Genomic DNA, 21,920 nt, shown 5'->3' on the forward strand with positions numbered 1-21,920 from the left:
ATCACGTTTGATGCCAACGCCCCCTGTCGGCCTCCGGCCCCCGGAACGCACGAAGGGCCGGAAGCCTGGATGGCCTCCGACCCTTTTCGTGCCGCCCGGTGCCGCAGGGACCGCGGCCTACTGCACGCGGTACATGGGGGCGTAGAGCGCGTCCTTCACGCCCGGGAAGTCATGGGCGTAGACCCGGATGGGAGCCAGGTCGCCGCGCGAGGAGTAGGCGCGGCCGCCCGTGCCCGAGGCCTTGAAGGAGACGAAGTAGTCGCCGGGGCGGAGGAACTCGAAGATGGCCGGGGACTCGTTGCAGGAGAACCACTGGCCCTCATTGCCGTAGACCCACTCGCCGGTGTGGATGTCCTGGAAGTTGAGGCCCACCTCGCTCACGCCGGCCTGGCCGCAGCTGAGCGACACGTCCCCTTCGTAGAGCTTCCAGCCCACCGCGGCCCCGCCGATGATCCAGGTGTTCGCCGTGATGGAGGCCGGGATGCCGACCTGCGAGGTGAAGCCGCCGCCGTAGTAGTAGAGGGGCCGCTCGAGCGAGTCGACGGCGACGATCTCCAGGTAGTGCTGCCCGGGGGCCAGGTCCGGCGTCTCCACCGAGCGGCCCTCGCTGCCCTCCTTGCAGCCGAAGCGCGCCCACGCGCCGTCATCCACCCGGGCGTCCACATAGGCGACCCCCGCCTGCCCGCAGGTGGGATAGCCGGAGCCCGCTTCCGTCGGGAACAGCCAGTTCACGTACGCGTAGGACGTGGCGCCCGTGTGGCCCGTGGGGAAGTTGATGGGCACCGCCACGTTGCCGTCCACCGTGAAGTTGCCGTGGTACGAGTAGACGGTCACGCCGTCGTAGTCGACCGCCTCCGCGTTGAAGGAGTACGTGCCGGGCGCGAAGTCGTGCAGGATGATGCCGTCGAAGCCGTTCGCCGTGCAGGGATACTGGCCGTCGTTCTCCAGGATCTCGCCGTCGATGTAGATGTCCACGCCCCGGATGTCCCGCATCTGGCTGCAGGTGGCGCCATCGAAGCTCCACGACATCCGGACGTCGCCGGGGTAGCGCGGGTGGTTGCTTTCGACGATGCAGCCGGTCAGGCCAGAGGAGAAGCAGAGGAATGCGGCGAGCGTTCTCGCGTTCATGGTGGGCATCCGTGGTTCGGGAAGGTTGAGGTCGTCGGCCCGGAACAACCCTCCAGACGACCGACCCCGGGAATTATTCAGTGCCGTCCAAAGCAACCGGGCAGCGACGGCGGGTTTGACCCACCCGAGGACGGGATGTTACGCGCTGGACCCCATGATACCCCACCTGCCCCTGGCCTTTGGCGCCATGAACTACGTGGAGATCATCCGCGACGCGTCGTTCATCGAGCTCGCGGTGCTCCTGCTCCTCATGGCCGTCTCGGTCGCCTCCTGGGCGCTCATCGCCATGAAGGCCACCCAGCTGTCGCGCGCCCGCGCCCAGTCGCTCACCTTTCTCGACACCTTCTGGAAGGCGTCCCGGCTGGAGGCCATCTACCAGTCCGCCCAGAAGCTGGAGGGCTCGCCGCTGTCGAAGGTGTTCTGCGCGGGCTACGAGGAGCTGAGCAAGCTGGCGCAGACGGGCACGCAGGACGGCGGCGCCGAGGCCGCGATGAGCGCCAAGCTGGGCGGCATTGAAAACGTGGAGCGCGCGCTCAACCGCGCGGCCACGGCGCAGATCACCGAGTTGGAGAACCGCGTGTCCTTCCTGGGCACGGTGGGCGCCGCGTCGCCGTTCGTGGGCCTGTTCGGCACGGTGATTGGCATCCTGGGCGCGTTCAACAACATCGCCGAGCAGGGCAACGCCACGCTGGCCACGGTGGCCGCGCCGGTGGGCAACGCGCTCTTCGCCACGGCGGCGGGGCTGTTCGCGGCCATCCCGGCGGTGGTCGCGTACAACTCGTTCGTCAGCCGCATCAAGGTGTTCGACACGGAGATGTCCAACTTCTCCGCGGACTTCCTCAACATCATCAAGCGGCACTTCTTCCGCTAGGAGACCCGTCACATGGGCATGGGCGGAGGCAAGGGCGGCGGTGGCCGCACCACCATGAGCGAGATCAACGTCACGCCCATGGTGGACGTGATGCTGGTGCTGCTCATCATCTTCATGGTGACGGCGCCCCTCATCCAGCAGGGCGTGAAGGTGAACCTGCCGGAGACCAAGGCGGCCCCGGTGGAGGCGACGGAGAAGAAGGTCGTCCTCTCCATCGACGCGGGGCGCAAGGTCTACATCGGAGACGCGGAGGTCGCGCTGGAGGAGCTGGAGACGAAGCTCGCCGCCAACGCGAAGGCGCAGGCCGACAAGGAGGTCTACCTCCACGCGGACCGGGACGTGCCGTACGGCGTGGTGGTGGAGGTGATGGCGGCGGCCCAGCGCGCGGGCATCTCCAACGTGGGGATGATCACGGAACCGGCCACGGGCTCCAAGGCGTCCAACTCCGGCAAGGCCGCCCCCGCGTCCAGCGGCAAGGGCAAGCCCAAGGAGGCGAAGCGCTAGCCCATGAGCTCCGCGGTGACCCACAGTCTGCTGGTGACACGGCCCACGCGGCTGTCCCGCTTCCTTGTCTTCTCCGTGGGCGGGCACGTGGCGGTGCTCGCGGCGGCGCTGCTCTACGCGCGCTTCACGTCCGCGCCGAAGGTGGACCTGGACCAGAAGCCCATCAACGCGTCGCTGGTGCGGCTGGGCAAGCCGCGCGACCCCAAGCTTTTGCCGCGCAAGGAGGTGGCGCAGCCGCCGCCCAAGGAGGTCGTGGCGAAGCCCACGCCCACGCCGCCCGCGGACGCGCCCGCGCCCTCCCCCGCCGCGGTGGCGGTGCCCGGCGTGAAGCCCGCGCCGGCGCCCGCGCCCCAGAAGGGCGAAGCGAACGCGGAGGACCGGCGCAAGAAGCTGTTCGGCGCGTTCGACAAGTCCGCGAAGCCCACGGAGCCGGAGGAACTGGAGGGGGCCGAGGACGGCGACCCCGACGGTGACTCCGCGGTGGCGGAGGGCGAGCGGTACTACGGCCTCCTGAAGTCCCAGGTGCGCCGTCACTACAACGTGGCGGACACCATCCCCGACGCGGAGCGCCTGTACCTCAAGGCGCAGGTGGCCATGAAGCTGGGCCGCGCGGGTGAAGTGCTGGACGTGAGCCTGGCCAAGGCCAGCGGCAACGAGCTGTTCGACGCGGCGGTGGTGGCCGCCGTGCGCAAGGCCTCTCCCTTCTCTCCTCCCCCCGATGCGCTTCGCGACGCGCTCCAGAAGAACGGCGTCGTCCTGGTGTTCAGCCCATGAAAGCCCTCCTGCTGTCGCTCCTCCTCGTCCCCGCGCTGGTGCTGGCGCAGGCGCCCGTCATCGAAATCTCCGGCGCGAACTTCCGCCCGCTGCCGCTCGCGGCCCCCGCGCCCGTGGTGCAGGAGGGCGCGGACAAGAAGGCCGCCCAGGCGTTCGACGCCGCCTTCACGTACGACCTCACCGCCTCCGGCATCTTCCAGGTGCTGGACCGCGCCGGCTTCACCGCCGACGCGAAGGAGGGCATGACGGCGGGCAGCATCAACTTCAGCCGCTGGGCGGACGTGGGCGCGGAGTCGCTGGTGAAGGTGTCGCTCGCGCAGGACGGCGGCGCGCTGCGCGGCGAGCTGCGCCTGTTCAGCGTGGCCACGGGCAAGGAGGAGCTGAAGGTGTCCAAGGACGCGCCGGCCGGTGAGCCCCGGCAGCTGGCGCACGCGCTGGCGGACGCGCTCTACCGGCACTTCACCCGCGAGGCGAGCCCCTTCCTGTCGCGCATCACCTACGTGCGCAAGGCGGGCGCCAACCGCGACGTGTACGTGGCGGACTGGGACGGCATGGGCGCGCAGGCGCTCACCAAGGGCGGCACGCACATCCTCCCCACGCTCAGCCCGTCCGGCCAGGTGGCCTTCACGTCCTACCGGAAGAACCGGCCGGACATCTACGTGCAGACCCCCGGCGGCGAGGCGAAGGCGCTGGTGACGGACGGGCAGATGGCCACGGGCATCGCGTACTCGCCGGACGGCAAGCGCATCGCGTACGCGCTGGCGGAGGGTGAGAGCGCGCAAATCTACGTCGCCGCGGCGGACGGCTCCGGCGCGAAGGCCATCACCGACACGCCCTACGGCCTCAACACCAGCCCCACCTGGTCGCCGGACGGCAAGAGAATCGCTTTCGTGTCCAACCGGGGCGGCAGCCCGCAGGTGTACGTGATGAACGCGGACGGCTCCGGCGTGAAGCGGCTCACCTTCCAGGGCAACTACAACCAGACGCCGGACTGGTCGCCGCGCGGGGACCTCATCGCCTTCACCGCGCGCGACGAGCGCAACGCCTTCGACCTCTTCACCGTCAACGTGGACACGGGCAAGGTGACGCGCCTCACGCAGGACCAGGGCAACAACGAGGAGCCCACCTTCTCCCCCAACGGCCGGCTCATCATGTTCAGCTCGAACCGCAACGGCGCCGCGCACCTGTGGGTGATGACCTCCGACGGCAACAACCAGGTGCCGCTCCCCATGGAGAAGGGCAACTGGCTGACCCCTGACTGGGGCACCGCTCCGGCGGCGAAGTAGTCACGGACGGCGGGCGGCCGTTGACAGGGGGGACGCGCCGGGGTGCATTGCTCGCCCCATGAGCGCTCCCCTCCCCGCCCACAGGGCTCACTGGGGCCTGGACCCCCAGGTCGTCTTCCTCAACCACGGCTCGTTCGGCGCCTGCCCCAGGCCGGTGCTCCAGCACCAGGCGGAGCTGCGGGCCCGGCTGGAAGCGGAGCCGGTGCGCTTCCTCGCCCGTGAGGTGGAGCCGCTCCTCGACGAGGCGCGCGCCGCGCTCGCGGCCTTCGTGGGCGTGGACGTGGAGGACCTGTCGTTCATGCCCAACGCCACCACGGGCGTGAACACCGTGCTGCGCAACCTGCGCTTCCAGCCCGGCGACGAGCTGCTCACCACCGACAACGAATACAACGCGTCCAGGAACGCGCTGGACGTGGCCGCCGCCGAGCAGGGCGTGAAGGTGGTGGTGGCGAAGCTGCCCTGGCCCGTGCCCTCGCCGGAGGCGGTGGTGGACGCGGTGATGGCCCAGGTGACGCCGCGCACGCGGCTGCTCCTCATCGACCACATCACCAGCCAGACGGCGCTGGTCATGCCGGTGGCGGAGCTGGTGCGCCGCCTGCGCGAGCGGGGCGTGGAGACGCTGGTGGACGGCGCGCACGGGCCGGGCATGGTGCCGCTGGCGCTCCAGGAGCTGGGCGCGGCGTACTACACGGGCAACTGCCACAAGTGGCTGTGCGCGCCCAAGGGGGCCGCGTTCCTGTACGTGCGCCGCGACCTGCAGCGGGGCTTCAAGCCGATGGTGGTGAGCCACGGGCACAACTCGCCGCGCACGGACCGCTCGCGCTTCCGGCTGGAGTTCGACTGGGTGGGCACCGTCGACCCCACGCCCTTCCTGTGCATCCCCACCGTGCTCCGCTTCATGGCGGGCCTCGTTCCGGGCGGGTGGCCGCAGGTGATGGCGTCCAACCGGGAGAAGGTGCTGGCCGCGCGGCGCGGGCTGGACGCGAAGCTGGGCAACGCTGTGCCGCTGTGCCCGGAGTCCATGGTGGGCAGCATGGCGTGCGTGGCCCTGCCAGACGGCTTCCCCGAGCACCCCGAGCCGCCGCTCTACCTGGACCCCCTCCATGTGCGCCTGTTCAAGGAGCACCACATCGAGATTCCGGTCACCGCCTGGCCCCGGGCGCCCCGCCGGCACCTGCGGCTGTCCGCGCAGCTCTACAACACCCCGGCGGACTACGAGGCCCTGGCGCGGGCTTTGGAAGCGCTGCTGCGTTGAGTAGTGTGCGCGGCATGCCGCGCTTCGCATCCATCGACATCGGGACCAACTCCGTGCTGCTGCTGGTCGCGGACCGCCTGCCGGACGGGCGCTTCCAGGCCGTGGTGGAGCGCGCGGAGATCACCCGCCTGGGCCGGGGCGTGGACACCCACCGCGTCCTGTCCTCCGACGGCATGGAGGCCACGCTGTCCGTGCTGGTGGCCTTCGCCAACGAGGCCCGCGAGCTGGGCGCGGAGGGCATCGCCGTCTCCGCCACCAGCGCCGCGCGCGACGCGAAGAACGGCGCGGACTTCATCGCCGCGGCCCAGGCCCGCGCGGGCGTGACGGTGGAGATCATCCCCGGGGAGATGGAGGCGCAGCTGTCCTTCGCCGCGGTGGCCCAGGACTTCGGGAGCGAGGCCGCGGGGCCGCTGCTCGTGGTGGACATTGGCGGCGGGTCCACGGAGTTCATCTACGGCAGCGACGCCGGCACGGTGGCCTTCCGCCACAGCTTCGACGTGGGCGCCGTGCGGCTCACGGAGCGCTACGTGCGCACCGACCCGCTGTCCCCCGACGAGCGCGGCGCCATCGAGGCGCACCTGCGCGACACCTTCTCCGCCCTGCCCCCGCCGCCTCCCGCCGCGATGCTGGTGGGCGTGGCCGGCACGGTGACGACGCTGTTCGCCGTGCAGCACCAGATGGCGACCTACGACGCGGAAGCGGTCCATGGCGGCACGCTGTCCCGGGGCGAGCTGGACGCGCTCACGGACCGGCTGTGCGCCCTGCCCCTGGACGCGCGGCGGGCGCTGCCCGGCCTCCAGCCCAAGCGCGCGGACGTCATCCCCGCGGGGGCCCTCATCCTGCGCGAAGCGGTGAGGGCGCTGGGCCTGGAGGCGTGCCGCGTGAGTGACCGCGGCCTGCGCTGGGGCCTGCTGGCACACCGCTTCGGCTCTGGCTCCGGCTCCTCTCGCTCATGAACGCCTCCTCCCCCGTCGCTCCGTCCAGCGCGCGCGCCACGCAGTCCGTGCGCGCGGGCTACGCGCTGTTCATCCTCACGCTGATCAACCTGGTCAACTACCTCGACCGGTACATCATCGCCGTCGCGCTGCCGGAGATTCAGAAGGACTTCGGCATCAACGACGCGCAGTCCGGCCTGCTGGGCACCGTCTTCATCATCGTCTTCATGCTGGCGTCGCCCCTGGGCGGCTTCCTGGGGGACCGCATCCCCCGCCGGCTGCTGGTGGCGGGCGGCGTGATTCTCTGGAGCCTGGCCACGGGGGCCAGCGGCCTGGCGTCCAGCTTCACGGCGCTGCTGCTGGCGCGCGCGGTGATTGGCATTGGCGAGGCGGGCTATGGCGCGGTGGCGCCGTCCATCATCTCCGACCTGTACCCGCGCGAGCAGCGCACGCGGATGCTGTCGTACTTCTACATCGCCATCCCGGTGGGCTCCGCCATGGGCTACGGCCTGGGCGGGTGGCTGACGCAGACGTATTCGTGGCACGCGGCTTTCTTCGCGGGCGGCGTGCCGGGGCTCTTGCTGGGCACCATGGCCTTCTTCATGCCGGAGCCGCGGCGCGGCGCCATGGACGGGCCGGACGCGGCGGTGAAGCTGCCGTTCATGGAGGGCCTCAAGGGGCTGGGCCGCAACATGGCCTTCTGGGCCACGACGGCGGGCTACACGCTGATGACGTTCTCCATTGGCGGCCTGGCGTTCTGGATGCCCACGTACCTGGTGCGTGAGCGGCACCTGTGGCTGGAGCACCCGGGCCGCGTGGGCCTGGTGTTCGGCGCCATCACCGCCGTGGCGGGCCTCACGGGCACCGTGGCCGGCGGCTGGCTGGGTGACAGGATGGACCGCAAGCGCGCGGGTGGCGGCCTGTGGCTGTCCGGTATCGGCCTGCTGCTGGCGGCGCCGTGCATGTACCTGGCGGTGAACCTGCGGGACACGACGCTGACGTTCGCGGCCATTGGCGTGGCGCAGTTCCTCATCTTCCTCAACAGCGGCCCCATCAACGCGGCCATCGTCAACTGCGTGCCGCCCGCGTTCCGCGCCTTCGCCATGGGCCTCAACGTGCTGTGCATCCACATGCTGGGCGACGCCATCTCCCCCACGCTCATCGGGCAGATCGCCGACATGGCCAGCCTCCACACCGCCATCGCCATCAACGCGGTGCCGGTGCTGCTGGGCGGCCTGGCGCTCCTGCTGGGCGCTAAGCTGTTCCGGGAGTCCGTGCCCCGCGCGCAGCAGGGCTGAAGCCTCGTGCGGAAACGCCCGGGCCCGGAATGCATCCGAGCCCCATCCGGTTGGGCGAGCAGGTTCGCTGCTCGCCAGGGAAGGAAGCGGAGGCGCCCATGGCTGTCGTGCATTCGCCCGCGGTTCACGTCTGGGAGGCGCCGTCGAGCACCCTGGTCGTCGCGTGCGGACATGCCCAGCAGGCCCCCTCCCCCCATGCCGCCTCGCATCCGCAGGCGGTGCTCGCGCTCTACACGGGCGGGCGGGCCGTCATCGACCAGCGCACCCGGCTGACGGTGTCCGCAGGCGACGTGATGCTCATCCCCGCCGGGGAGCAGCACCGCACGGTGTCGGCCGAGGGCGCGGAGGTCTGGGGGCTCGGGTTCCATCCGTCCGCCTTCGCGCAGACGGAGGTGGGCCCGCTGCTGGAGCCCTTCGAGCGCGTGCGCCAGGGTGCCTCCGCCGTCGTGCCGATTCCGTCCGGACGCCAGGAGCACCTGCTGCGGTTGCTGTCGGAGCTGCACGCGGAGACGCGCGCTCCGCACCGTGCGCTGGGGGAGCAGGTGACGCGCAGCCTGTTCTCGCTGGTGCTGGCGGAGGTGGGGCGGTCGAGCACCTGGACGCCGGCGGACTCGCGCGTGTCGCTCGCGGGTGAGGCGCTCACGTTCATCGAACGCAACTGCCTGAAGCCCATCTCGTTGCGCGAGGTGGCCGCCGCCGTGGGCCGCTCTCCCGCGCACGTCACCACCGCGCTGAAGCAGGCCACGGGCCGCAGCGTGGTGGAGTGGATCATCTCCGGCCGGATGGCGGAGGCGCGGCGGCGGCTGATGTCCACCGACGAGCGCGTGGACATCATCGCCGAGCGCGTGGGCTACGCGGACCCCACGCACTTCATCCGCCTGTTCCGGCGCACGGAGGGGCTCACGCCCGCCGCGTGGCGCAAGCAGCACCGCGCGCCGTCCGCGCACTGACGCGTGGTGAGGCTCAGTGCCCCTTCTGCCGTGAGGGCGCGGGCTTCCCCGTCACCGCCGTGTAGCGACGGTCCGCGTCCTCCAGGATGAGGGCGTGGTTCATCATCGCCGCGGCGATGGTGCCCGCGCTGGCCGCCGCGATGGCCGCCTGCATCGGCGTCGTCATGTCGCCCACCGCGACGATGCCCGGCACGGACGTCTCTCCCGTGGCGTTCACCTTCACGTAGCCCAGGTCATCCAGCTCCAGCCCCAGCCGCGTCACCAACTCGTGCTGCCGCTGCGGCGGCGCGGAGAACATGACGCTCCGGGCGATGCGCGTCCCGTCCTCCAGCTCCACCTCCGCCAGGCGCCCGTTCTTTCCATGCAGCGCGCGGATCCTCCGCTCCTCCAGCGGGATGCCCAGGGCCTGGAGTCGTTCACGCTGCTCCGGCGGCACCTCGAAGGCGCCGTGGGTGAAGACGATGAGGTCCCTGGACCAGTTCTGGATGATGGGTGCGCCGTCCAGGTACTGCGGGTTCTTCGCCAGCATGGCGAACGGTTGGTCCTGGACCTCCCAGCCGTGACAGTAGGGACACTGGAAGATGCTGGGGCCCCACAGCTCCTGGTAGCCGGGGATGTCCATCATCACGTCCACCACGCCCATCGCCAGCAGGAGGCGCCGGGCGTCCTCCGTGGTGCCGTCGCCCAGCGCCACGCGGAAGCCGCCCTCGTGCTTCTCCACGGAACCCACGCGCGTGTCGCGCACCTCCACGTTGGGATAGGCCTTCAACTGCTCGCGGCTGATGCGCCGGAACTCCGGCGGCGGGATGCCGTCGCGCGAACCGAAGCCGTGCATGTGCTCCGCCGCCGCGTTGCGGGGCGTGCCCGCGTCGCACAGCAGCACCCGCTTGCGACCGCGTCCCAGATACAGCGCCGCGTTGAGCCCGCCGGGGCCTCCGCCCACGATGACCACGTCGTATGCCGCCATTGCCCTGCTCCTCGTGCCGTCGTTGCTTCCCTGGGGGAAACCTAACGACGGGCCCGGGGCCGATAGGAGGGCGGGACTTTCGACGGCATCGGCGGATCTTCCGGTCCGCTACCTCGCGACGGGCGAGGCACCGGGCGCGTCGAGCTTCGGCCGGTACTCCTCCGCCAGCCGCTCCACCTCGCCCGCCAGCCGCTCCCCTTCCGCGAGAAGCCGGGCCTTCAGCCGCTTCCGGTTGCCCAGCGTGAAGAACAGCTCCAGGTCGTGACGGATTTCGTCCCAGCGCTCCGCGAACGACAGCGTGAACAGCGCCAGCGGCGGTACCAGCACGAACGTCGCGAGCCCCCACGCCCAGCCGCCCCACACCGCCGCGACCGCCGTGAGCCCCCACCACCACACGACGGACACCACCACCGCGGTGAGGAACTTCACCGTGGCCTGGACGTCCAGCTCCGCGCGCCGCGCCGCCATCCGGGGCAGCGGATACGGAAGGCCGAACAGCGCCAGCCCCAGCGCGAACAGCGGCAGCCCGAACACCAGCCGCAAGAGCGTCTTCACCGCGAAGGGCACCACGTTGCCCGGGCGGTACTCCACGGACAGCTCCTCCGGCCGCGAGGCCTGCACCAGCGACATCCGGTGGCCGAACGAGGACAGGTGCTGCCGCAGGCGCTCGTAGCGCTCCGGCTCCTGCGTCCGGAACAGCCGCACCCCTCGCGCCCACAGCCGCAGCCGCTCCGCGTCCAGCGTGCCGCCCTGGCGGAAGGCGTAGAGCTGCTCCGCCACCCGCACCACCGGCAGGTCCGCCCACTGCTCCAGGTTCAGCGTCACCGCGCGCAGCCCCTCCGCCACCCGCTCCGTCAGCGCGCGCACCGCGTCCTGCTCCGCCGCCGCGTCCGCCGGCAGGAAGGCCGTCACGTCGATGGGCGCCCCCTGGTCGATGAGCACCTCGCTGCGGAACACGTTCTTCTCCGCGTAGGTGAGCCCCACCGGGACGATGCGCACCGCGGCGCCCTCGCGCGCGGCGTTGAGCGCGATGCGCGCCGCCCCCGTCTTCAGCTCCGCCAGCTCCGGCTCCGAGTGGCTCTTGCCCTCCGGAAAGATGGTGATGGCCCGCCCCTGCACCAGCGCCCCCTTCGCCGCGTCCAGGGTGCCCTCGTTGCGCCCCATCTGCGTCGGGTCGTCCTGCTTGCGGTACACGGGCAGCGCGTCCAGCCCCTTCAGGAGCCAGCCGATGACGGGCAGCTTGAACAGCGGCGCCTTGGCCATGAACGTCACCTGGCGCCGCGTGAGGATGAACACCAGCGCCGGGTCGATGAGCCCGTTCGGATGGTTGCCCACGAAGAGCACCGGCCCCGAGGGCGCCTCTCCCGGGGCATTCACCTTCACCCGGTAGAAGAGCCGCAGCGCCAGCGCCACCACCGCCCGCACACACGCGTAGAACACGGAGCGGACTGTATCCCGGCGCCCCACCCCGGGCCCGCCCGCGCTCCGGACACTGTCACCGCCGGGGGCCGGAAAGACCCTCTTCCCCGACAGCCCTCCGGATTCAGTCACTACAGAACAATCCGGTGGAACCGCGATCCATGCGGGGGCCCCCGATTCACACCTTTTTTGCGCGGCCCCTGAAAGGCCGCCGCACATCTCGGGGGAACACCACATGAAGCGTTTGATGTCGCTGGGTTGGGCCGCCGCCACCGCCGCCGTCCTGGGTTGTGGCGCGAGCGCCTCGCAGGAGGGGGGCGCGAAGGAGGAGGCACAGCCCGCCGTCACGTCGGCCTCGCGGTCCATCGTCACGGCGGCGGCCGCGACTCCCAGTGCCTGCAACGCGCTCTATGCGTCCAGCGCGGCGCAGGCGGCGCTAACCCAGGCGGTGGTGGATCCGGCGCTGCACACGGACGGGTCGGTGCGCACGCTCATCCTCTCCTTCAACACCGCGAACGCGACGGGCGGCGTGCTGAACCTGGACGCCGTCCTGGGCGGCCTGACGCGGACGCTGGGCGGGGTGACGCAGGGGCTGGGGCTGGGCAACGTCCTGGCGCTCAAGTCGCTGCCCATGGTGGCGCTGAAGGTCCCGGTGACGCCGCGGCTCATCAACAGCTTGCGCCAGGAGCTCCAGCCGCTGGGCCTGCTGTCCATCTACGAGGACAAGCCGCTCCAGTACTTCCTGGACACCAGCGTGCCGTACATCCACGCGGACACGGCGCGCACCGCGTATGGGACGACGGGCGCGGGCATCGGCGTGGGCATCATCGACTCCGGCCTGGACGGCACGCACGGCGACTTCCCCAACGTGGCGCGCAACGTGAAGGTCGTCGCCTCCCCGCTCGACGTGGGCGTGGGCGGCGCGCTGTACATCGATACGCCCAACAGCGACCTGACGAGCGGCCACGGCACGCACTGCGCCAGCATCATCGGCGGCTCGGGCGCGCGCTCGGGCGGGGCGCACAAGGGCGTGGCCCCTGACGCGAAGCTCCTGGGCGTGGGCACCGGCGACGCGCTGAGCATCCTGTTCGCGCTGGAGGGCTTCGACTTCCTGATGGATCCGGACGTCCGCGAGGCGCACAACGTGCGCGTCATCTCCAACTCGTGGGGCACCAGCGGCAGCCACTTCGCGCCGTTCGACCCCATCTCCATTGCCACGAAGCGCGCCTACGACCTGGGCATGGTGGTGGTGTTCGCGGCGGGCAACGAGGGCTCCGCCCCCGACACGCTCAACCCGTACAGCGCCTCGCCGTGCGCCATCTCCGTCGCGGCCGGCACGTCGCGCGATACCACGGCGGCCACCAACCCGCTGCTCAGCCAGGACAGGCCGGGCGAGCTCGCGTCCTTCTCCAGCCGCGGCATCCCGGGCGATGAGCTCCACCACCCAGACATCACGCTGCCCGGTGTGAACATCGTGGCGGCGCGCGCGCTCACCGCCACCATCATGCAGCCGTACCTGGGGCTGGACCTGCTGCACCCGGAGCCGTTCTACGCGGCCAGCTCCGGCACCTCCATGGCCGCGCCGCACATGTCCGGCGTCGCCGCGCTGCTCCTGGAGGTGAACCCCGCGCTCAACATGGACGGCGTGCTCGCGGCGGTGCAGGCCACGGCGCGGCCCATGTACGCGACGGACGCGGCGGGCACCACGCGCCAACTGGAGACGTGGGAGGTGGGCGCGGGCTACGCGGACGTCTACGCGGCGACGAAGCTGGTGAATGACGCCGTGGGCACCCGCTACATCACGCAGACCACCGTCCTGCCCTCCTGGACGGGCACGGTGAAGACCGCCATCAACCTCCCGGTGGTGGACCTGTCCCTCCGGGCCGCGAAGCACGAGCACGCGCTGGAGGTGCCCGCGGGCGCCAACGCCCTGCGCATCAAGACGGACTGGGGCAACCCGGCCTACGACCTGGACCTGTATGTCTTTGGCCCCAACGGGGAGCTCGTCGCGACCAGCGCCGAGGGCACCTCCACCGGCGAGGCCGTCACCATCACGAACCCTCCCGCCGGCACCTGGCGCGTTCAGCTCAAGGGCTTCCTGAACGTGTCCACGCAGTACACCGGCACCGCGGAAGTGGACCGCCGCGTCCCGCGTCCGTAGTCACTCACGGACCCCACAAGGCACGGCAGTCCCCGCCCTCCTCCTGTGCTCGCACGGGAGGGGGGTTGTTCGTTTTCGGGCTCAGCGAGGCGTGAGCGTGACCTGCGTGTCCGCGACGGTGCGGCCCTGCGCGTCCGTGAAGCGCGCGTGCACCGGCACGGGGCCCGTCAGCCACCCGCCCTGCACGGGCGTGCTGAAGGGCAGCGGGATATCCACGCCCGCGGCGACCTCCGGGGCCGCGCCCTCGGTGGGGAAGAAGCGCAGCGGCTCCCCCCCGGCCTGGGGCAGCCCCTCCAGCGACAGGCGCACGCGCTCCGGCGCGGTGTAGCTGAACTGCACCGCGTTGCCCTCCGCGCACGTCAGCGTCCCACCGGGACGGGCCTCCGCCAGCACCGCGCCCGTGGGCGCGATGCAGAAGGCGCGCACGCCCCAGGCTCCTTCGCCCGGGGAGGACGAACGCGCCTGCCACTCCGGCGCGCCCTGCTCGCGGCGCTCCAGCGACGGCGCCACGACCACCAGCGCCACGGCCGCCGCGGCGGCGCCCAGCGACAGGGGCATGAAGAGCGGGGACGCGAACCACTTCTTGCGCTCCGGCACCACCGCCGGCCGCGCGGGGGCCGGTCGCAGCCTCGCGAACAGCGCCTGCTCCAGGAGCGCGCTCCGGGCCTGCGGCAGCGCGCGCTGCTCCAGCACCGACTCCACGCGCGACAGCCGCGTGTACGCCTCCTGACAGTCGGGGCACGTGGCCAGGTGCGCGCGCAGGCGCTCGAAGCCTTCCGCGTCCAGCCCGTCCTGGCCCTTCTCGAAGAGGGCGGCCATGGCCCGCTTCATCCGGCGGTCGTCACAGCCACTCATCGCGCACCCCGCCGCTTGAAGAAGCTCCAGCCCTGCGTCTCCAGGTCCTCGAGGTACCCCTTCGACTGGAGGAACCCCAGCAGCCTGGACTTCAGGCCGAACTCGCGCCGCCGCACCTGGATGCGCGTGAGGCCCAGCGCCGTGGCCGCCTCTTCCTGGGCCACGCCCTCGCCGAAGCGCAGCTCGAACAGCCGGTGCTCCTCCCGCGACAGACCGCCCTTGAACGCCGCGAGCAGCGCCTCCACCTCGCGGTCCTCCAGCAACTCCGCCAGCCCGCCGTCCTCGGGGGAGGACTCGGTGAGCCCCTCGAAGGCCTCGTCCCGGCCCACCAGCTCGCGCTCGCGCGACTGCTCCAGCAGCACGTTGCGCGCGATGCCCATCAGGAAGTGGGCATAGGGACGCGTGCCGTTGTAGGCCGCGCGCGTGCGCGGCTCGAAGGCTCGGGCGAAGGTCTCCAGCAGCGTGTTCTCCAGCTCCATCGCGTTCCTCAGGCGGGTGAAGGCTCCCCGCCATGCGGCCGCCTTGAGCAACCGGGCGAGCGGCTCCGCGTGCGCGCGATACACGTCCGCCAGCACCTCCGGGGTGCCTTCGCGAAAACGGCGCAGCGTGTCGTCATCCCACTCCATCCCTCAAGGGCTTACCGCGTCCGTCGCGGTCCCGTCATCCGCATGTTGTCGCGAGCGGCCTCCGGTGGATTGTCGGTTGCTCCCCATGGCATTCTTTCGCACTGCGCACCGCGCAATCCCTGATGCGAAAGCCCTCTCACAGGACCCTGGCCCTGGGTGTACTCCTGCTGGCCGGTACCGCTGCGAGCGCCGCGCCGGAGCAGGTGCACTACGCCCTCATCGTGGCCAGCAACACGGGCACCGAGCCGTCCCAGGCCCCCCTGCGCTACGCGGACGACGACGGCGCCCGCTACTACGAGCTGTTCGCCCCCCGCTCGCGCGAGGTGGTGCTGCTGAGCGTGCTGGACGCGGAGACGCAGGCCCTGCACCCGGGGCTCGCCGCCAGGACACGGGCCCCCACCCACGCCGCGCTGTGGGATGCCCTCGCACGCCTGAACGGCCGCATGGCGGAGGACCGGGCGAAGGGCGCGGTGCCGGTGCTGTCCTTCGTCTTCGTGGGCCACGGCAAGCGCGGCGCCGCGGGTGAAGGGTCGGTGAGCCTGCTGGACGGGCCGCTGACGCGCACGGAGCTGTACGCGCGGGTGCTGGCGCCGAGCAAGGCGTCCTTCCTCCAGCTCATCGTGGACGCGTGTGATTCGTACTTCTTCGTCCACTCGCGCGGCGCGCTGCCGGTGGGCCCGGCGTACGCGGACGCGGTGAAGGGCCTGTTGGGCAACCGCGAGCTGGAGCGCTTCCCGCAGGTGGGGGTGGTGCTGTCCACGTCGTCGGAGCAGGAGAGCCACGAGTGGAGCGCCATCCGCTCCGGCGTCTTCAGCCACATGGTGCGCTCGGCGCTGTCGGGCGCGGGGGACGTGAACGGGGACGGCAAGGTGGACTACGCGGAGCTGCGGGCCTTCGTGGCCGCCGCGAGCCAGGGCATGGACGACGTGCGAGGCCAGCCGCGCGTGTACATCCAGCCGCCCGCGCTGGACCGGGCGTTCGCCCTGACGGACCTGGCGTCCGCCGCGTCGCTGGGCTACCTGCTGGTGCCCACGGGCGTGGCGGGCCGGCTGTGGGTGGAGGACGCGCGCGGCATCCGCGTGGTGGAGCTGCACAAGGAGCGCGAGCGGCCGCTGGTGGTGTCGCTGCCCGTGGGGCGCGGCTACTACCTCCGGGCCAGCGGCCGCGAGGCGTCGTTCGCCATCACCCGGGCGTCGGAGGTGGTGGACGCGGGCGGCCTGCGCTGGAGCGACGCGAGCGTGGCGGCCCGGGGCGCGGTGCAGGACGCGCTGCGCGACAAGCTCTTCTCCGTGCCGTTCGGACCGCGCTTCTACCGGGGCTACATGGCGAGCCTCGGCATCACGCCGTCGTCGGACGAGGCCGACGCGGTCCTGGTGCCATGAGCCCCCCCGCGTCCCTGCTGCTCATGCTGCTGCGGATGTCCGCGCCGTGCGACGCGCAGACGCGCGTGGTGCTCGTGCCCTTCGAGAGGCTGGCCCTGCCGTCCGAGGACGCGCGCGAGCTGGAGGACGCCACGCGGCGCGCGGTGGCCGCGTTGCCGGACGCGTGCCTGGAGTCGCGCGAGGACACGCTGGCGAGGCTGCGCGGCGCGGGCGCGGCGCTGGCGGCGTGTGGCGACGCGGAGTGCCGGAGCGCGCAGGCCACGGCGCTGGGCGTGCGCAGGCTGGTGCGGGGGGTGGCGCTGGGCGTGGGAGGCAGGCGCAGCGTGGCGCTCACCGTGACGGACGCGCGCGGCACGGAGACGCGAGCGCAGTTCGAGGCGCCGGCCACGATGCCGGGCGAAGCGGACGCGCGCGCGACCCACGCGCTCCAGCAGGTCTGGTCGCCGCTGGTGACGGCGCGCGCGGTGCGGGAGCCCCAGGGTTCGCGCGTGCTGCCCAGGGTGTTGTGGGGCGCGGGCGGCGCGGCGCTCATCGCGGGCGTGGGCTTCGGGCTGGCGGCGCGAAGCACGGAGTCGAAGGTGTCGCGCAACGGCGGCGAGTGCGCCACGGCCGGAGAGTCCTTCACGGACTGCTTCGCGTCGCGGCTGGACGCGGGCCGGCGTCAGGCGCGCACGTCCAACGTGCTGCTGGGCGTGGGCGCGCTGCTGGGGCTCGGGGGCGCGGTGTCCTTCATCTGGGAGTTGCCATGAAGCAGTGGCTCGCCGCGCTGACGGGCGCCGTCGTCCTCACGGTGGGGGCGTGCACCTTCGCGCCGGACCTGTCGCGCTTCGCCCCGTGCGACGCGGCCGGGGGCTGCCCTTCCGGCACGTCGTGCCTCCCTTCGGAGAACCGCTGTCTGCCGGCCTGTGGTGAAGGGGGGCCCTGTGACAGGCCAGACCCCGTGGACGAGGTGGACGCGGGCACGGAGGTGGATGCGGGTGCGGAGGTGGACGCCGGCACCGTGGACTCCGGGGTCGCGGACGCGGGCGAAGCGGACGCGGGCAGCAACGACGCGGGCCCTTCCGCGCTCTCGCTGGAGTCCAACCTGCCGGAGGCCGTCGAGGCCGTCGCCTACTCGGCGCAGCTCCAGGCCCGGGGCGGCACACCGCCGTACACGTTCAACGCCACCGGCCAGCTGCCCGCGGGCATCACGCTCGACACCGAGGGCCGCGTCACCGGCACGCCCACGCGCGCGGGGGACCTGGTCCTCCCGGTGGAGGTGACCGACCGGAGCACCCCGGCGAAGCGCGCCAGCGGCAGCCTGACCCTGCGAGCCCGGCCGCTGCTGCGGGTCGCGGGTCCAGCGCCGCTCGCGGACGCCCCCAGCAATCGCGCCTATACCGAGCGCATCTCCGCCACCGGAGGCAAGGCCCCCTACACCTTCGCCCTCGCGCCGGAGCAGTCGCTGCCGTCGGGGCTGACGCTCGCCTCCAACGGCCTCATCACCGGCACCACGACGCAGGCCGGGACGGCGACGTTCACGGTGGTCGTGACGGACAGCGACACGCCGCCCCAGTCCGTCACCGGCACGCTCTCCATCACCCTCACGAACGCCACCGGCAACGTCAAGCTGCTGTCGCGCGCGGTGCCCACCGGACGCGTGGGCTCCGACTACAGCTACACCCTCCGGACGACCGGCGGCACCGGCACGTTCAACTGGAGCGTGAAGGACGGAGCGCTGCCGCCGGGCATCCTCCTGGACACGAAGGAGGGCATCCTCTACGGCAAGCCCACGAGCGGGAGCGACTTCACCTTCCAGATCAGCGCCGTGGACCTGCTGGCCAACGACTCGCAGTCCTACTCCCTGCACGTCGACTGAAGCGCCCGGGCCTCACGGGTAGCGGTCCACCACCTGGATGACGCCCGTGTTGTCCTGCACCACGGAGAAGCCCTTCATCGGGCTGGGGTACGCGATGAGGCCCTCGCCGTCCCGGTCCCAGCGCGAGTCCAGCAGCACGCCGCAGAAGGGCACCGACGTGGCGCCGCTCTCCGGGGTGAAGATGCGGTCGTACCGGCCGAACACGCGGTGCTTCGTCACGTAGAGCCGCCCGCCGATGCGCGCCCCCGGCAGCTTCGCCTCCCCTTCCGCCTGCGGCAGCGCGATGACGAAGCTGTAGTTGTACCGGGCCGGCCCCGGGTGGTCCTGGATGCTGTCCACGATGACGGGGATGCGGTCCCCCACCTTCAGCCCCAGCCGCTCCATCTGGAGCTGCGCGCCGCGAGGACAGCTCCCCTCCGGCGGCATCCACGTGGGCCGCGGCGCCTTCGCGGCGGCGTCCGGCCCGTGCTGACACGCGAGCGCGAACGCGCCCAGCAGGGCCAGTCCCCCAGCCAGTCTCCAAGCCATTCCACGGTGGCGCGCACGGACGGGTCGCAAGCGAAGGCCTCCGGTCAGAACGTCCCGATGCTGAAGTGGAACTGCGTGGGCGCTTCATTGAGCGCTTCGTCGCGGTCCAGGTTGAAGCCCACGTCGAAGGCCAGCGGGCCCACGGGCGTCACGTAGCGCAGGCCCACGCCCGCCGCGTAGCGCAGCACGCCCGGGTCGAACAGCGTGCGGTCCTGCCACAGGTTGCCCGCCTCGAAGAACAGCCCCAGGTCCACCGCCGCGACGGCGGGCACGCGCAGCTCCGCCTTGGCCAGCGTGAAGAGCTCGCCGCCCTGGCTCGCGGGCACCTGGCCGGAGAGCACCGCCTTCAGGTCATCCGGGCAGCCCGCGGGCGTGATGACCGCGCGGCACGCGGCCAGCCGCTGGTGCAGCGCCTCGCGCACGTCCTGCGGCAGCACGCCGTCCTCGCGGAAGCCCCGGAGGCTGGAGGAGCCGCCCAGGTAGAACAGCTTGGACCCGATGTTCTGCGCCCCCTGCGTCAGCGGGACGATGGTGCCCGCGCGCGCGCTCACCGCCACGCTCGCGCGGCGGCCCAGCGGCGCGTACGCGCTCACGCTGCCGGACAGCTTCACGCCGTCGATGGGGAACTCCGGCACGCGGTTGCCCGCGACGTCCGTGGGATGGACGCTGATGCCGCGCATGAACTCCACGCTGCTGCTGAGCACCATGCCCCGGCGCGGGTTCGCCGGGTCGTCGCGGAAGTCCAGCGTCATGGACGGGCGCAGCGAGTGCAGCGCGAAGTCGCCGTACGGGTAGCGCAGGCGCTCCTGGTCCGCGCGGTTGACCAGCTCCAGCACGCCCGCGCGCGAGCGCAGCCGGTTGTTCTCCAGTTCGTACTGGAGCGACACGTTCACCCACGACGCCAGCGCCCAGTCCGCGCCCAGCACCGCCGCGAACCGCGTGGACAGGTACGACGGCCGGTGCACGCGCTCGCCAATCAGGTCCAACCGCGCGCCAATCTCCTGCGGCGCCAGGAAGGACAGCCGGGGCTGGGACAGCGCCAGGTTGCCGCGCCCGCCCAGGCCGCTGAAGCCGTCCAGGTCGGACTGACACGCCTCGCCGGACAGCTCTCCGGTGGAGCACCCGGCCGGCAGCCGCGACGACGACAGCGCCTCCGCGCTCGCGCCCGCGTAGTTCACCTTGCCGCGCGCCAGCAGGTTCAACCCCCGGCCGTCCAGGTTGCGCCAGGCTGTATCCAGCGTGATGCGCGGACCGTCCACCAGGAAGTAGCCGCCGGACACCTCGCCGTCGATGCGCGGGCGCTCCTGCACCGTCACCAGCACGTCCTTGGAGGCCTCACGGCGGTTGGGGTCCGCCAGCGACACCTCCGCCTGCCGGAACAGCCCCAGCCGCGACAGCCGGCGCTGGGCCTCCGCCAGCGCCTCCACCGACAGCGGCTGTCCGGGCTTCAGGTCCAGCTGCGCCAGCACCACGTCCGGATCCGAGCGCGTCAGCCCCTGGAGCAGCACCTGCCCCACGCGCACGCGAGGCCCAGGGTCCGTGCGGTAGGTCACCTGCGCGGAAGTGCCGTTCTCCTCCACCGACACGGAGTTGCTCACGCGCGCGAAGAGGTAGCCCTCGCGGCCCAGCCCCCGCTCCAGCGCGGCCTGCGCCTGGTCCACCTTCTCGAAGCTCAGCGGCGTCCCCGCGGGCAGCAGCAGCGTCACCCAGACGGGGTCCACCTCCAGCGGCATGCCCAGGAAGATGGGCGCGCGGATCAGCGCCTGGGGCCCCTCCTCCACGTCGAAGTCCGCCTCCGCCGTGTGGTGGACCGCGTCCACCGTGAGGCCGCGGAAGGTCACCTGCGCGGACGCGAAGCCCTGCTCGCGGTAGGTCGTCGTCATGGCGTCCGCGGCCTCCAGCCACGCCTCCTCCACGTAGACCGTGGAGGGGTCCGGCGGGGCCCCCCCGCTCGCGTCCTGGCGCCGCTCGCGCCCTTCGGTCTCCAGCGGGTCCTCGCGCATGGGCAGGTCCAGCTCCGGCCACGTCTCCTGCGCCGCCACCTGGTTGGTGAGCATGGAGCGCAGCAGGTCCGACGACAGCGCCGCGTTGCCGCGGAAGCGCACGTCCGTCACGCGCAGCGGGGCGCCCTCCTCCACCTGGAAGCCCAGCACCGCCGCGTCCCCGTCCGGCCGCAAGAGCTCCAGCGGCCGCACGCGCGCGTCGTGGAAGCCGCGCCGCCGGTAGAACGCCTCCAGCCGCCGCGCGAGCCGCGCCGCCACGGCCTCGTCCATCGCCTCCTCGCCGTCGTAGGCCACCACGCGCGCCAGCAGCGAGCCGGGGAAGCGGCGGTTGCCCGTGAAGCGCAGGTGGAACGCGGGGCCCGCCGACACCGGCACCGCCACGGACGCCTCGCTGTCCTCCACGACGACGGTGGGCGTGCCCACCCAGGCCCGCCAGTGCTGGCCCTCGCGCAGGAGCGCCCGCAGCCGCTCCAGCCCGCCGTCCAGCTTCGCCCGGTCGAACACCTGGCCGGGCTTCATCCCCAGCGCGTCCACCAGGCGCGGCAGCGGCAGCGCGGGGCTGCCGGAGAAGGTCACCTGCCGCACGCGCGTGGGCTTGCCCTCCTCCACCACCAGCGTCACCGCGACGCCGCCCGCGGGCACCGGCCGCTCCTCCACCTGGATGTCGACGGCGTCGTAGCCCTTGCGCTGGTAGGCCTCGCGCACGGAGTCCGCCGCGGTGTCCAGTTCCTCCGGGTCCAGGGGCCCGCCCTGGAGCAGCCCGCTCGCGTCCAGCAGCTCCCCGGACGTGAGGACGTGGTTGCCCCGCACCGCCACGTGCGACAGCAGCGGCAGCGGCATGAGCTGGAACACCAGCCGCACCCCACCCGGCACGTCCTGGGTGAGCGCCACCACGTCCGCGAAGCGCCCCGTGGCGAACAGCCGCTCCACCGACTTGCGCACCGCGCCGGGCGTCAGCGCCTGGCCCTTGCGCAGCGTGACGAGCCCCGACAGCCCGTCCGGCGCCATGCCCTCCGGCAGGTGCAGCTCCACGGCGACCACTGCCGGCGCTTCGTCGTCGTGGCCCGCGGGCGCCGCGAAGGCGGGCAGCGCGCACACGAGGAGCAGCACCGCGGTCAGC

Annotated in this window: 19 protein-coding genes; 12 read left to right on the forward strand and 7 right to left on the reverse strand. The window is 72.2% G+C overall.

Annotation, left to right across the window (positions count from 1 at the left end; genetic code table 11):
* Positions 1–117: 117 nt before the first annotated feature.
* On the reverse strand, positions 118–1,128 hold the full coding sequence (locus tag AABA78_RS06115) for a hypothetical protein (protein WP_338262037.1): 1,011 nt from the start codon (positions 1,126–1,128) through the stop codon (positions 118–120).
* A gap of 154 nt (positions 1,129–1,282) precedes the next feature.
* Here AABA78_RS06115 and AABA78_RS06120 point away from each other — a divergent pair, with 154 nt between their 5' ends.
* The 8 genes from AABA78_RS06120 to AABA78_RS06155 all read left to right on the forward strand — a co-directional run bounded on the left by AABA78_RS06120 (position 1,283) and on the right by AABA78_RS06155 (position 9,001).
* Positions 1,283–1,999 (forward strand): MotA/TolQ/ExbB proton channel family protein, encoded by a 717-nt coding sequence (locus AABA78_RS06120; RefSeq protein ID WP_120527931.1) that lies wholly within the window; start codon positions 1,283–1,285, stop codon positions 1,997–1,999.
* A gap of 12 nt (positions 2,000–2,011) precedes the next feature.
* Positions 2,012–2,503 carry a protein TolR gene (gene tolR / locus AABA78_RS06125; protein WP_171418759.1) on the forward strand — a complete coding sequence of 164 codons (492 nt, stop codon included), beginning with the start codon at positions 2,012–2,014 and terminating at the stop codon, positions 2,501–2,503.
* Between the two features lie 3 nt (positions 2,504–2,506).
* Complete coding sequence (tolA, locus tag AABA78_RS06130; RefSeq protein WP_171418761.1) at positions 2,507–3,277, forward strand: cell envelope integrity protein TolA; 771 nt, start codon at positions 2,507–2,509, stop codon at positions 3,275–3,277.
* Complete coding sequence (locus AABA78_RS06135) at positions 3,274–4,563, forward strand: LpqB family beta-propeller domain-containing protein (RefSeq protein ID WP_338262038.1); 1,290 nt, start codon at positions 3,274–3,276, stop codon at positions 4,561–4,563. The genes tolA and AABA78_RS06135 overlap by 4 nt, the downstream gene beginning before the upstream one ends.
* Before the next feature lie 58 nt (positions 4,564–4,621).
* Positions 4,622–5,818, forward strand: a complete 1,197-nt coding sequence (locus AABA78_RS06140; protein WP_338262039.1) for an aminotransferase class V-fold PLP-dependent enzyme — start codon at positions 4,622–4,624, stop codon at positions 5,816–5,818.
* A 14-nt stretch (positions 5,819–5,832) separates the two neighbouring features.
* Complete coding sequence (locus AABA78_RS06145) at positions 5,833–6,774, forward strand: Ppx/GppA phosphatase family protein (protein WP_338262040.1); 942 nt, start codon at positions 5,833–5,835, stop codon at positions 6,772–6,774.
* Complete coding sequence (locus AABA78_RS06150) at positions 6,771–8,051, forward strand: spinster family MFS transporter (RefSeq protein WP_338262041.1); 1,281 nt, start codon at positions 6,771–6,773, stop codon at positions 8,049–8,051. The genes AABA78_RS06145 and AABA78_RS06150 overlap by 4 nt, the downstream gene beginning before the upstream one ends.
* A 98-nt stretch (positions 8,052–8,149) precedes the next feature.
* On the forward strand, positions 8,150–9,001 hold the full coding sequence (locus AABA78_RS06155; protein ID WP_338262042.1) for an AraC family transcriptional regulator: 852 nt from the start codon (positions 8,150–8,152) through the stop codon (positions 8,999–9,001).
* Between the two features lie 13 nt (positions 9,002–9,014).
* Here the strand turns inward: AABA78_RS06155 and AABA78_RS06160 are convergent, their stop codons facing one another.
* Together AABA78_RS06160 and AABA78_RS06165 are read right to left on the reverse strand one after the other, a co-directional pair.
* Positions 9,015–9,968, reverse strand: a complete 954-nt coding sequence (locus AABA78_RS06160) for an NAD(P)/FAD-dependent oxidoreductase (RefSeq protein WP_338262043.1) — start codon at positions 9,966–9,968, stop codon at positions 9,015–9,017.
* Positions 9,969–10,076: 108 nt separating this feature from the next.
* Positions 10,077–11,408, reverse strand: coding sequence for a lysophospholipid acyltransferase family protein (locus tag AABA78_RS06165; protein WP_338262044.1), 1,332 nt, complete (start codon positions 11,406–11,408; stop codon positions 10,077–10,079).
* Between the two features lie 214 nt (positions 11,409–11,622).
* On the opposite strand from AABA78_RS06165, the gene AABA78_RS06170 reads away from it, so the two are divergent.
* Positions 11,623–13,548 carry a S8 family serine peptidase gene (locus AABA78_RS06170; RefSeq protein ID WP_338262045.1) on the forward strand — a complete coding sequence of 642 codons (1,926 nt, stop codon included), beginning with the start codon at positions 11,623–11,625 and terminating at the stop codon, positions 13,546–13,548.
* A gap of 81 nt (positions 13,549–13,629) precedes the next feature.
* Here AABA78_RS06170 and AABA78_RS06175 read toward each other — a convergent pair whose 3' ends face one another.
* Positions 13,630–14,367 (reverse strand): anti-sigma factor family protein, encoded by a 738-nt coding sequence (locus AABA78_RS06175; RefSeq protein WP_338262046.1) that lies wholly within the window; start codon positions 14,365–14,367, stop codon positions 13,630–13,632.
* Positions 14,368–14,399: 32 nt separating this feature from the next.
* On the reverse strand, positions 14,400–15,029 hold the full coding sequence (locus AABA78_RS06180; protein WP_171414770.1) for an RNA polymerase sigma factor: 630 nt from the start codon (positions 15,027–15,029) through the stop codon (positions 14,400–14,402).
* A 122-nt stretch (positions 15,030–15,151) separates the two neighbouring features.
* On the opposite strand from AABA78_RS06180, the gene AABA78_RS06185 reads away from it, so the two are divergent.
* The 3 genes from AABA78_RS06185 to AABA78_RS06195 are packed head-to-tail and all read left to right on the forward strand — an operon-like array spanning position 15,152 to position 18,269.
* The gene (locus tag AABA78_RS06185) at positions 15,152–16,411 is read left to right on the forward strand and encodes a hypothetical protein (RefSeq protein WP_338262047.1); all 1,260 of its coding nucleotides are present in this window, start codon (positions 15,152–15,154) and stop codon (positions 16,409–16,411) included.
* The gene (locus AABA78_RS06190) at positions 16,408–17,160 is read left to right on the forward strand and encodes a hypothetical protein (RefSeq protein ID WP_171414766.1); all 753 of its coding nucleotides are present in this window, start codon (positions 16,408–16,410) and stop codon (positions 17,158–17,160) included. Before AABA78_RS06185 ends, AABA78_RS06190 begins: the two co-directional genes overlap by 4 nt.
* On the forward strand, positions 17,157–18,269 hold the full coding sequence (locus AABA78_RS06195) for a putative Ig domain-containing protein (protein ID WP_338262048.1): 1,113 nt from the start codon (positions 17,157–17,159) through the stop codon (positions 18,267–18,269). Before AABA78_RS06190 ends, AABA78_RS06195 begins: the two co-directional genes overlap by 4 nt.
* 12 nt (positions 18,270–18,281) lie before the next feature.
* Here the strand turns inward: AABA78_RS06195 and AABA78_RS06200 are convergent, their stop codons facing one another.
* Together AABA78_RS06200 and AABA78_RS06205 are read right to left on the reverse strand one after the other, a co-directional pair.
* A complete protein-coding gene (locus AABA78_RS06200) occupies positions 18,282–18,797 on the reverse strand; it encodes a hypothetical protein (RefSeq protein ID WP_338262049.1) in 516 nt (171 codons plus the stop codon).
* Positions 18,798–18,841: 44 nt separating this feature from the next.
* Positions 18,842–21,910 carry a BamA/OMP85 family outer membrane protein gene (locus AABA78_RS06205; protein ID WP_338262050.1) on the reverse strand — a complete coding sequence of 1,023 codons (3,069 nt, stop codon included), beginning with the start codon at positions 21,908–21,910 and terminating at the stop codon, positions 18,842–18,844.
* Between the last annotated feature and the right edge of the window lie 10 nt (positions 21,911–21,920).

The organism is Corallococcus caeni (genome assembly GCF_036245865.1).
GTDB classification, from domain to species: Bacteria; Myxococcota; Myxococcia; order Myxococcales; family Myxococcaceae; genus Corallococcus; species Corallococcus caeni.

What these genes read in the sequence shown, in the direction of transcription:
- AABA78_RS06115 (WP_338262037.1), bottom strand. Translation starts at nt 1,128, where the DNA reads ATGAACGCGAGAACGCTCGCCGCATTCCTCTGCTTCTCCTCTGGCCTG.
- AABA78_RS06120 (WP_120527931.1), top strand. Translation starts at nt 1,283, where the DNA reads ATGATACCCCACCTGCCCCTGGCCTTTGGCGCCATGAACTACGTGGAG.
- tolR (WP_171418759.1), top strand. Translation starts at nt 2,012, where the DNA reads ATGGGCATGGGCGGAGGCAAGGGCGGCGGTGGCCGCACCACCATGAGC.
- tolA (WP_171418761.1), top strand. Translation starts at nt 2,507, where the DNA reads ATGAGCTCCGCGGTGACCCACAGTCTGCTGGTGACACGGCCCACGCGG.
- AABA78_RS06135 (WP_338262038.1), top strand. Translation starts at nt 3,274, where the DNA reads ATGAAAGCCCTCCTGCTGTCGCTCCTCCTCGTCCCCGCGCTGGTGCTG.
- AABA78_RS06140 (WP_338262039.1), top strand. Translation starts at nt 4,622, where the DNA reads ATGAGCGCTCCCCTCCCCGCCCACAGGGCTCACTGGGGCCTGGACCCC.
- AABA78_RS06145 (WP_338262040.1), top strand. Translation starts at nt 5,833, where the DNA reads ATGCCGCGCTTCGCATCCATCGACATCGGGACCAACTCCGTGCTGCTG.
- AABA78_RS06150 (WP_338262041.1), top strand. Translation starts at nt 6,771, where the DNA reads ATGAACGCCTCCTCCCCCGTCGCTCCGTCCAGCGCGCGCGCCACGCAG.
- AABA78_RS06155 (WP_338262042.1), top strand. Translation starts at nt 8,150, where the DNA reads ATGGCTGTCGTGCATTCGCCCGCGGTTCACGTCTGGGAGGCGCCGTCG.
- AABA78_RS06160 (WP_338262043.1), bottom strand. Translation starts at nt 9,968, where the DNA reads ATGGCGGCATACGACGTGGTCATCGTGGGCGGAGGCCCCGGCGGGCTC.
- AABA78_RS06170 (WP_338262045.1), top strand. Translation starts at nt 11,623, where the DNA reads ATGAAGCGTTTGATGTCGCTGGGTTGGGCCGCCGCCACCGCCGCCGTC.
- AABA78_RS06175 (WP_338262046.1), bottom strand. Translation starts at nt 14,367, where the DNA reads ATGGCCGCCCTCTTCGAGAAGGGCCAGGACGGGCTGGACGCGGAAGGC.
- AABA78_RS06180 (WP_171414770.1), bottom strand. Translation starts at nt 15,029, where the DNA reads ATGGAGTGGGATGACGACACGCTGCGCCGTTTTCGCGAAGGCACCCCG.
- AABA78_RS06185 (WP_338262047.1), top strand. Translation starts at nt 15,152, where the DNA reads ATGCGAAAGCCCTCTCACAGGACCCTGGCCCTGGGTGTACTCCTGCTG.
- AABA78_RS06190 (WP_171414766.1), top strand. Translation starts at nt 16,408, where the DNA reads ATGAGCCCCCCCGCGTCCCTGCTGCTCATGCTGCTGCGGATGTCCGCG.
- AABA78_RS06195 (WP_338262048.1), top strand. Translation starts at nt 17,157, where the DNA reads ATGAAGCAGTGGCTCGCCGCGCTGACGGGCGCCGTCGTCCTCACGGTG.
- AABA78_RS06200 (WP_338262049.1), bottom strand. Translation starts at nt 18,797, where the DNA reads ATGGCTTGGAGACTGGCTGGGGGACTGGCCCTGCTGGGCGCGTTCGCG.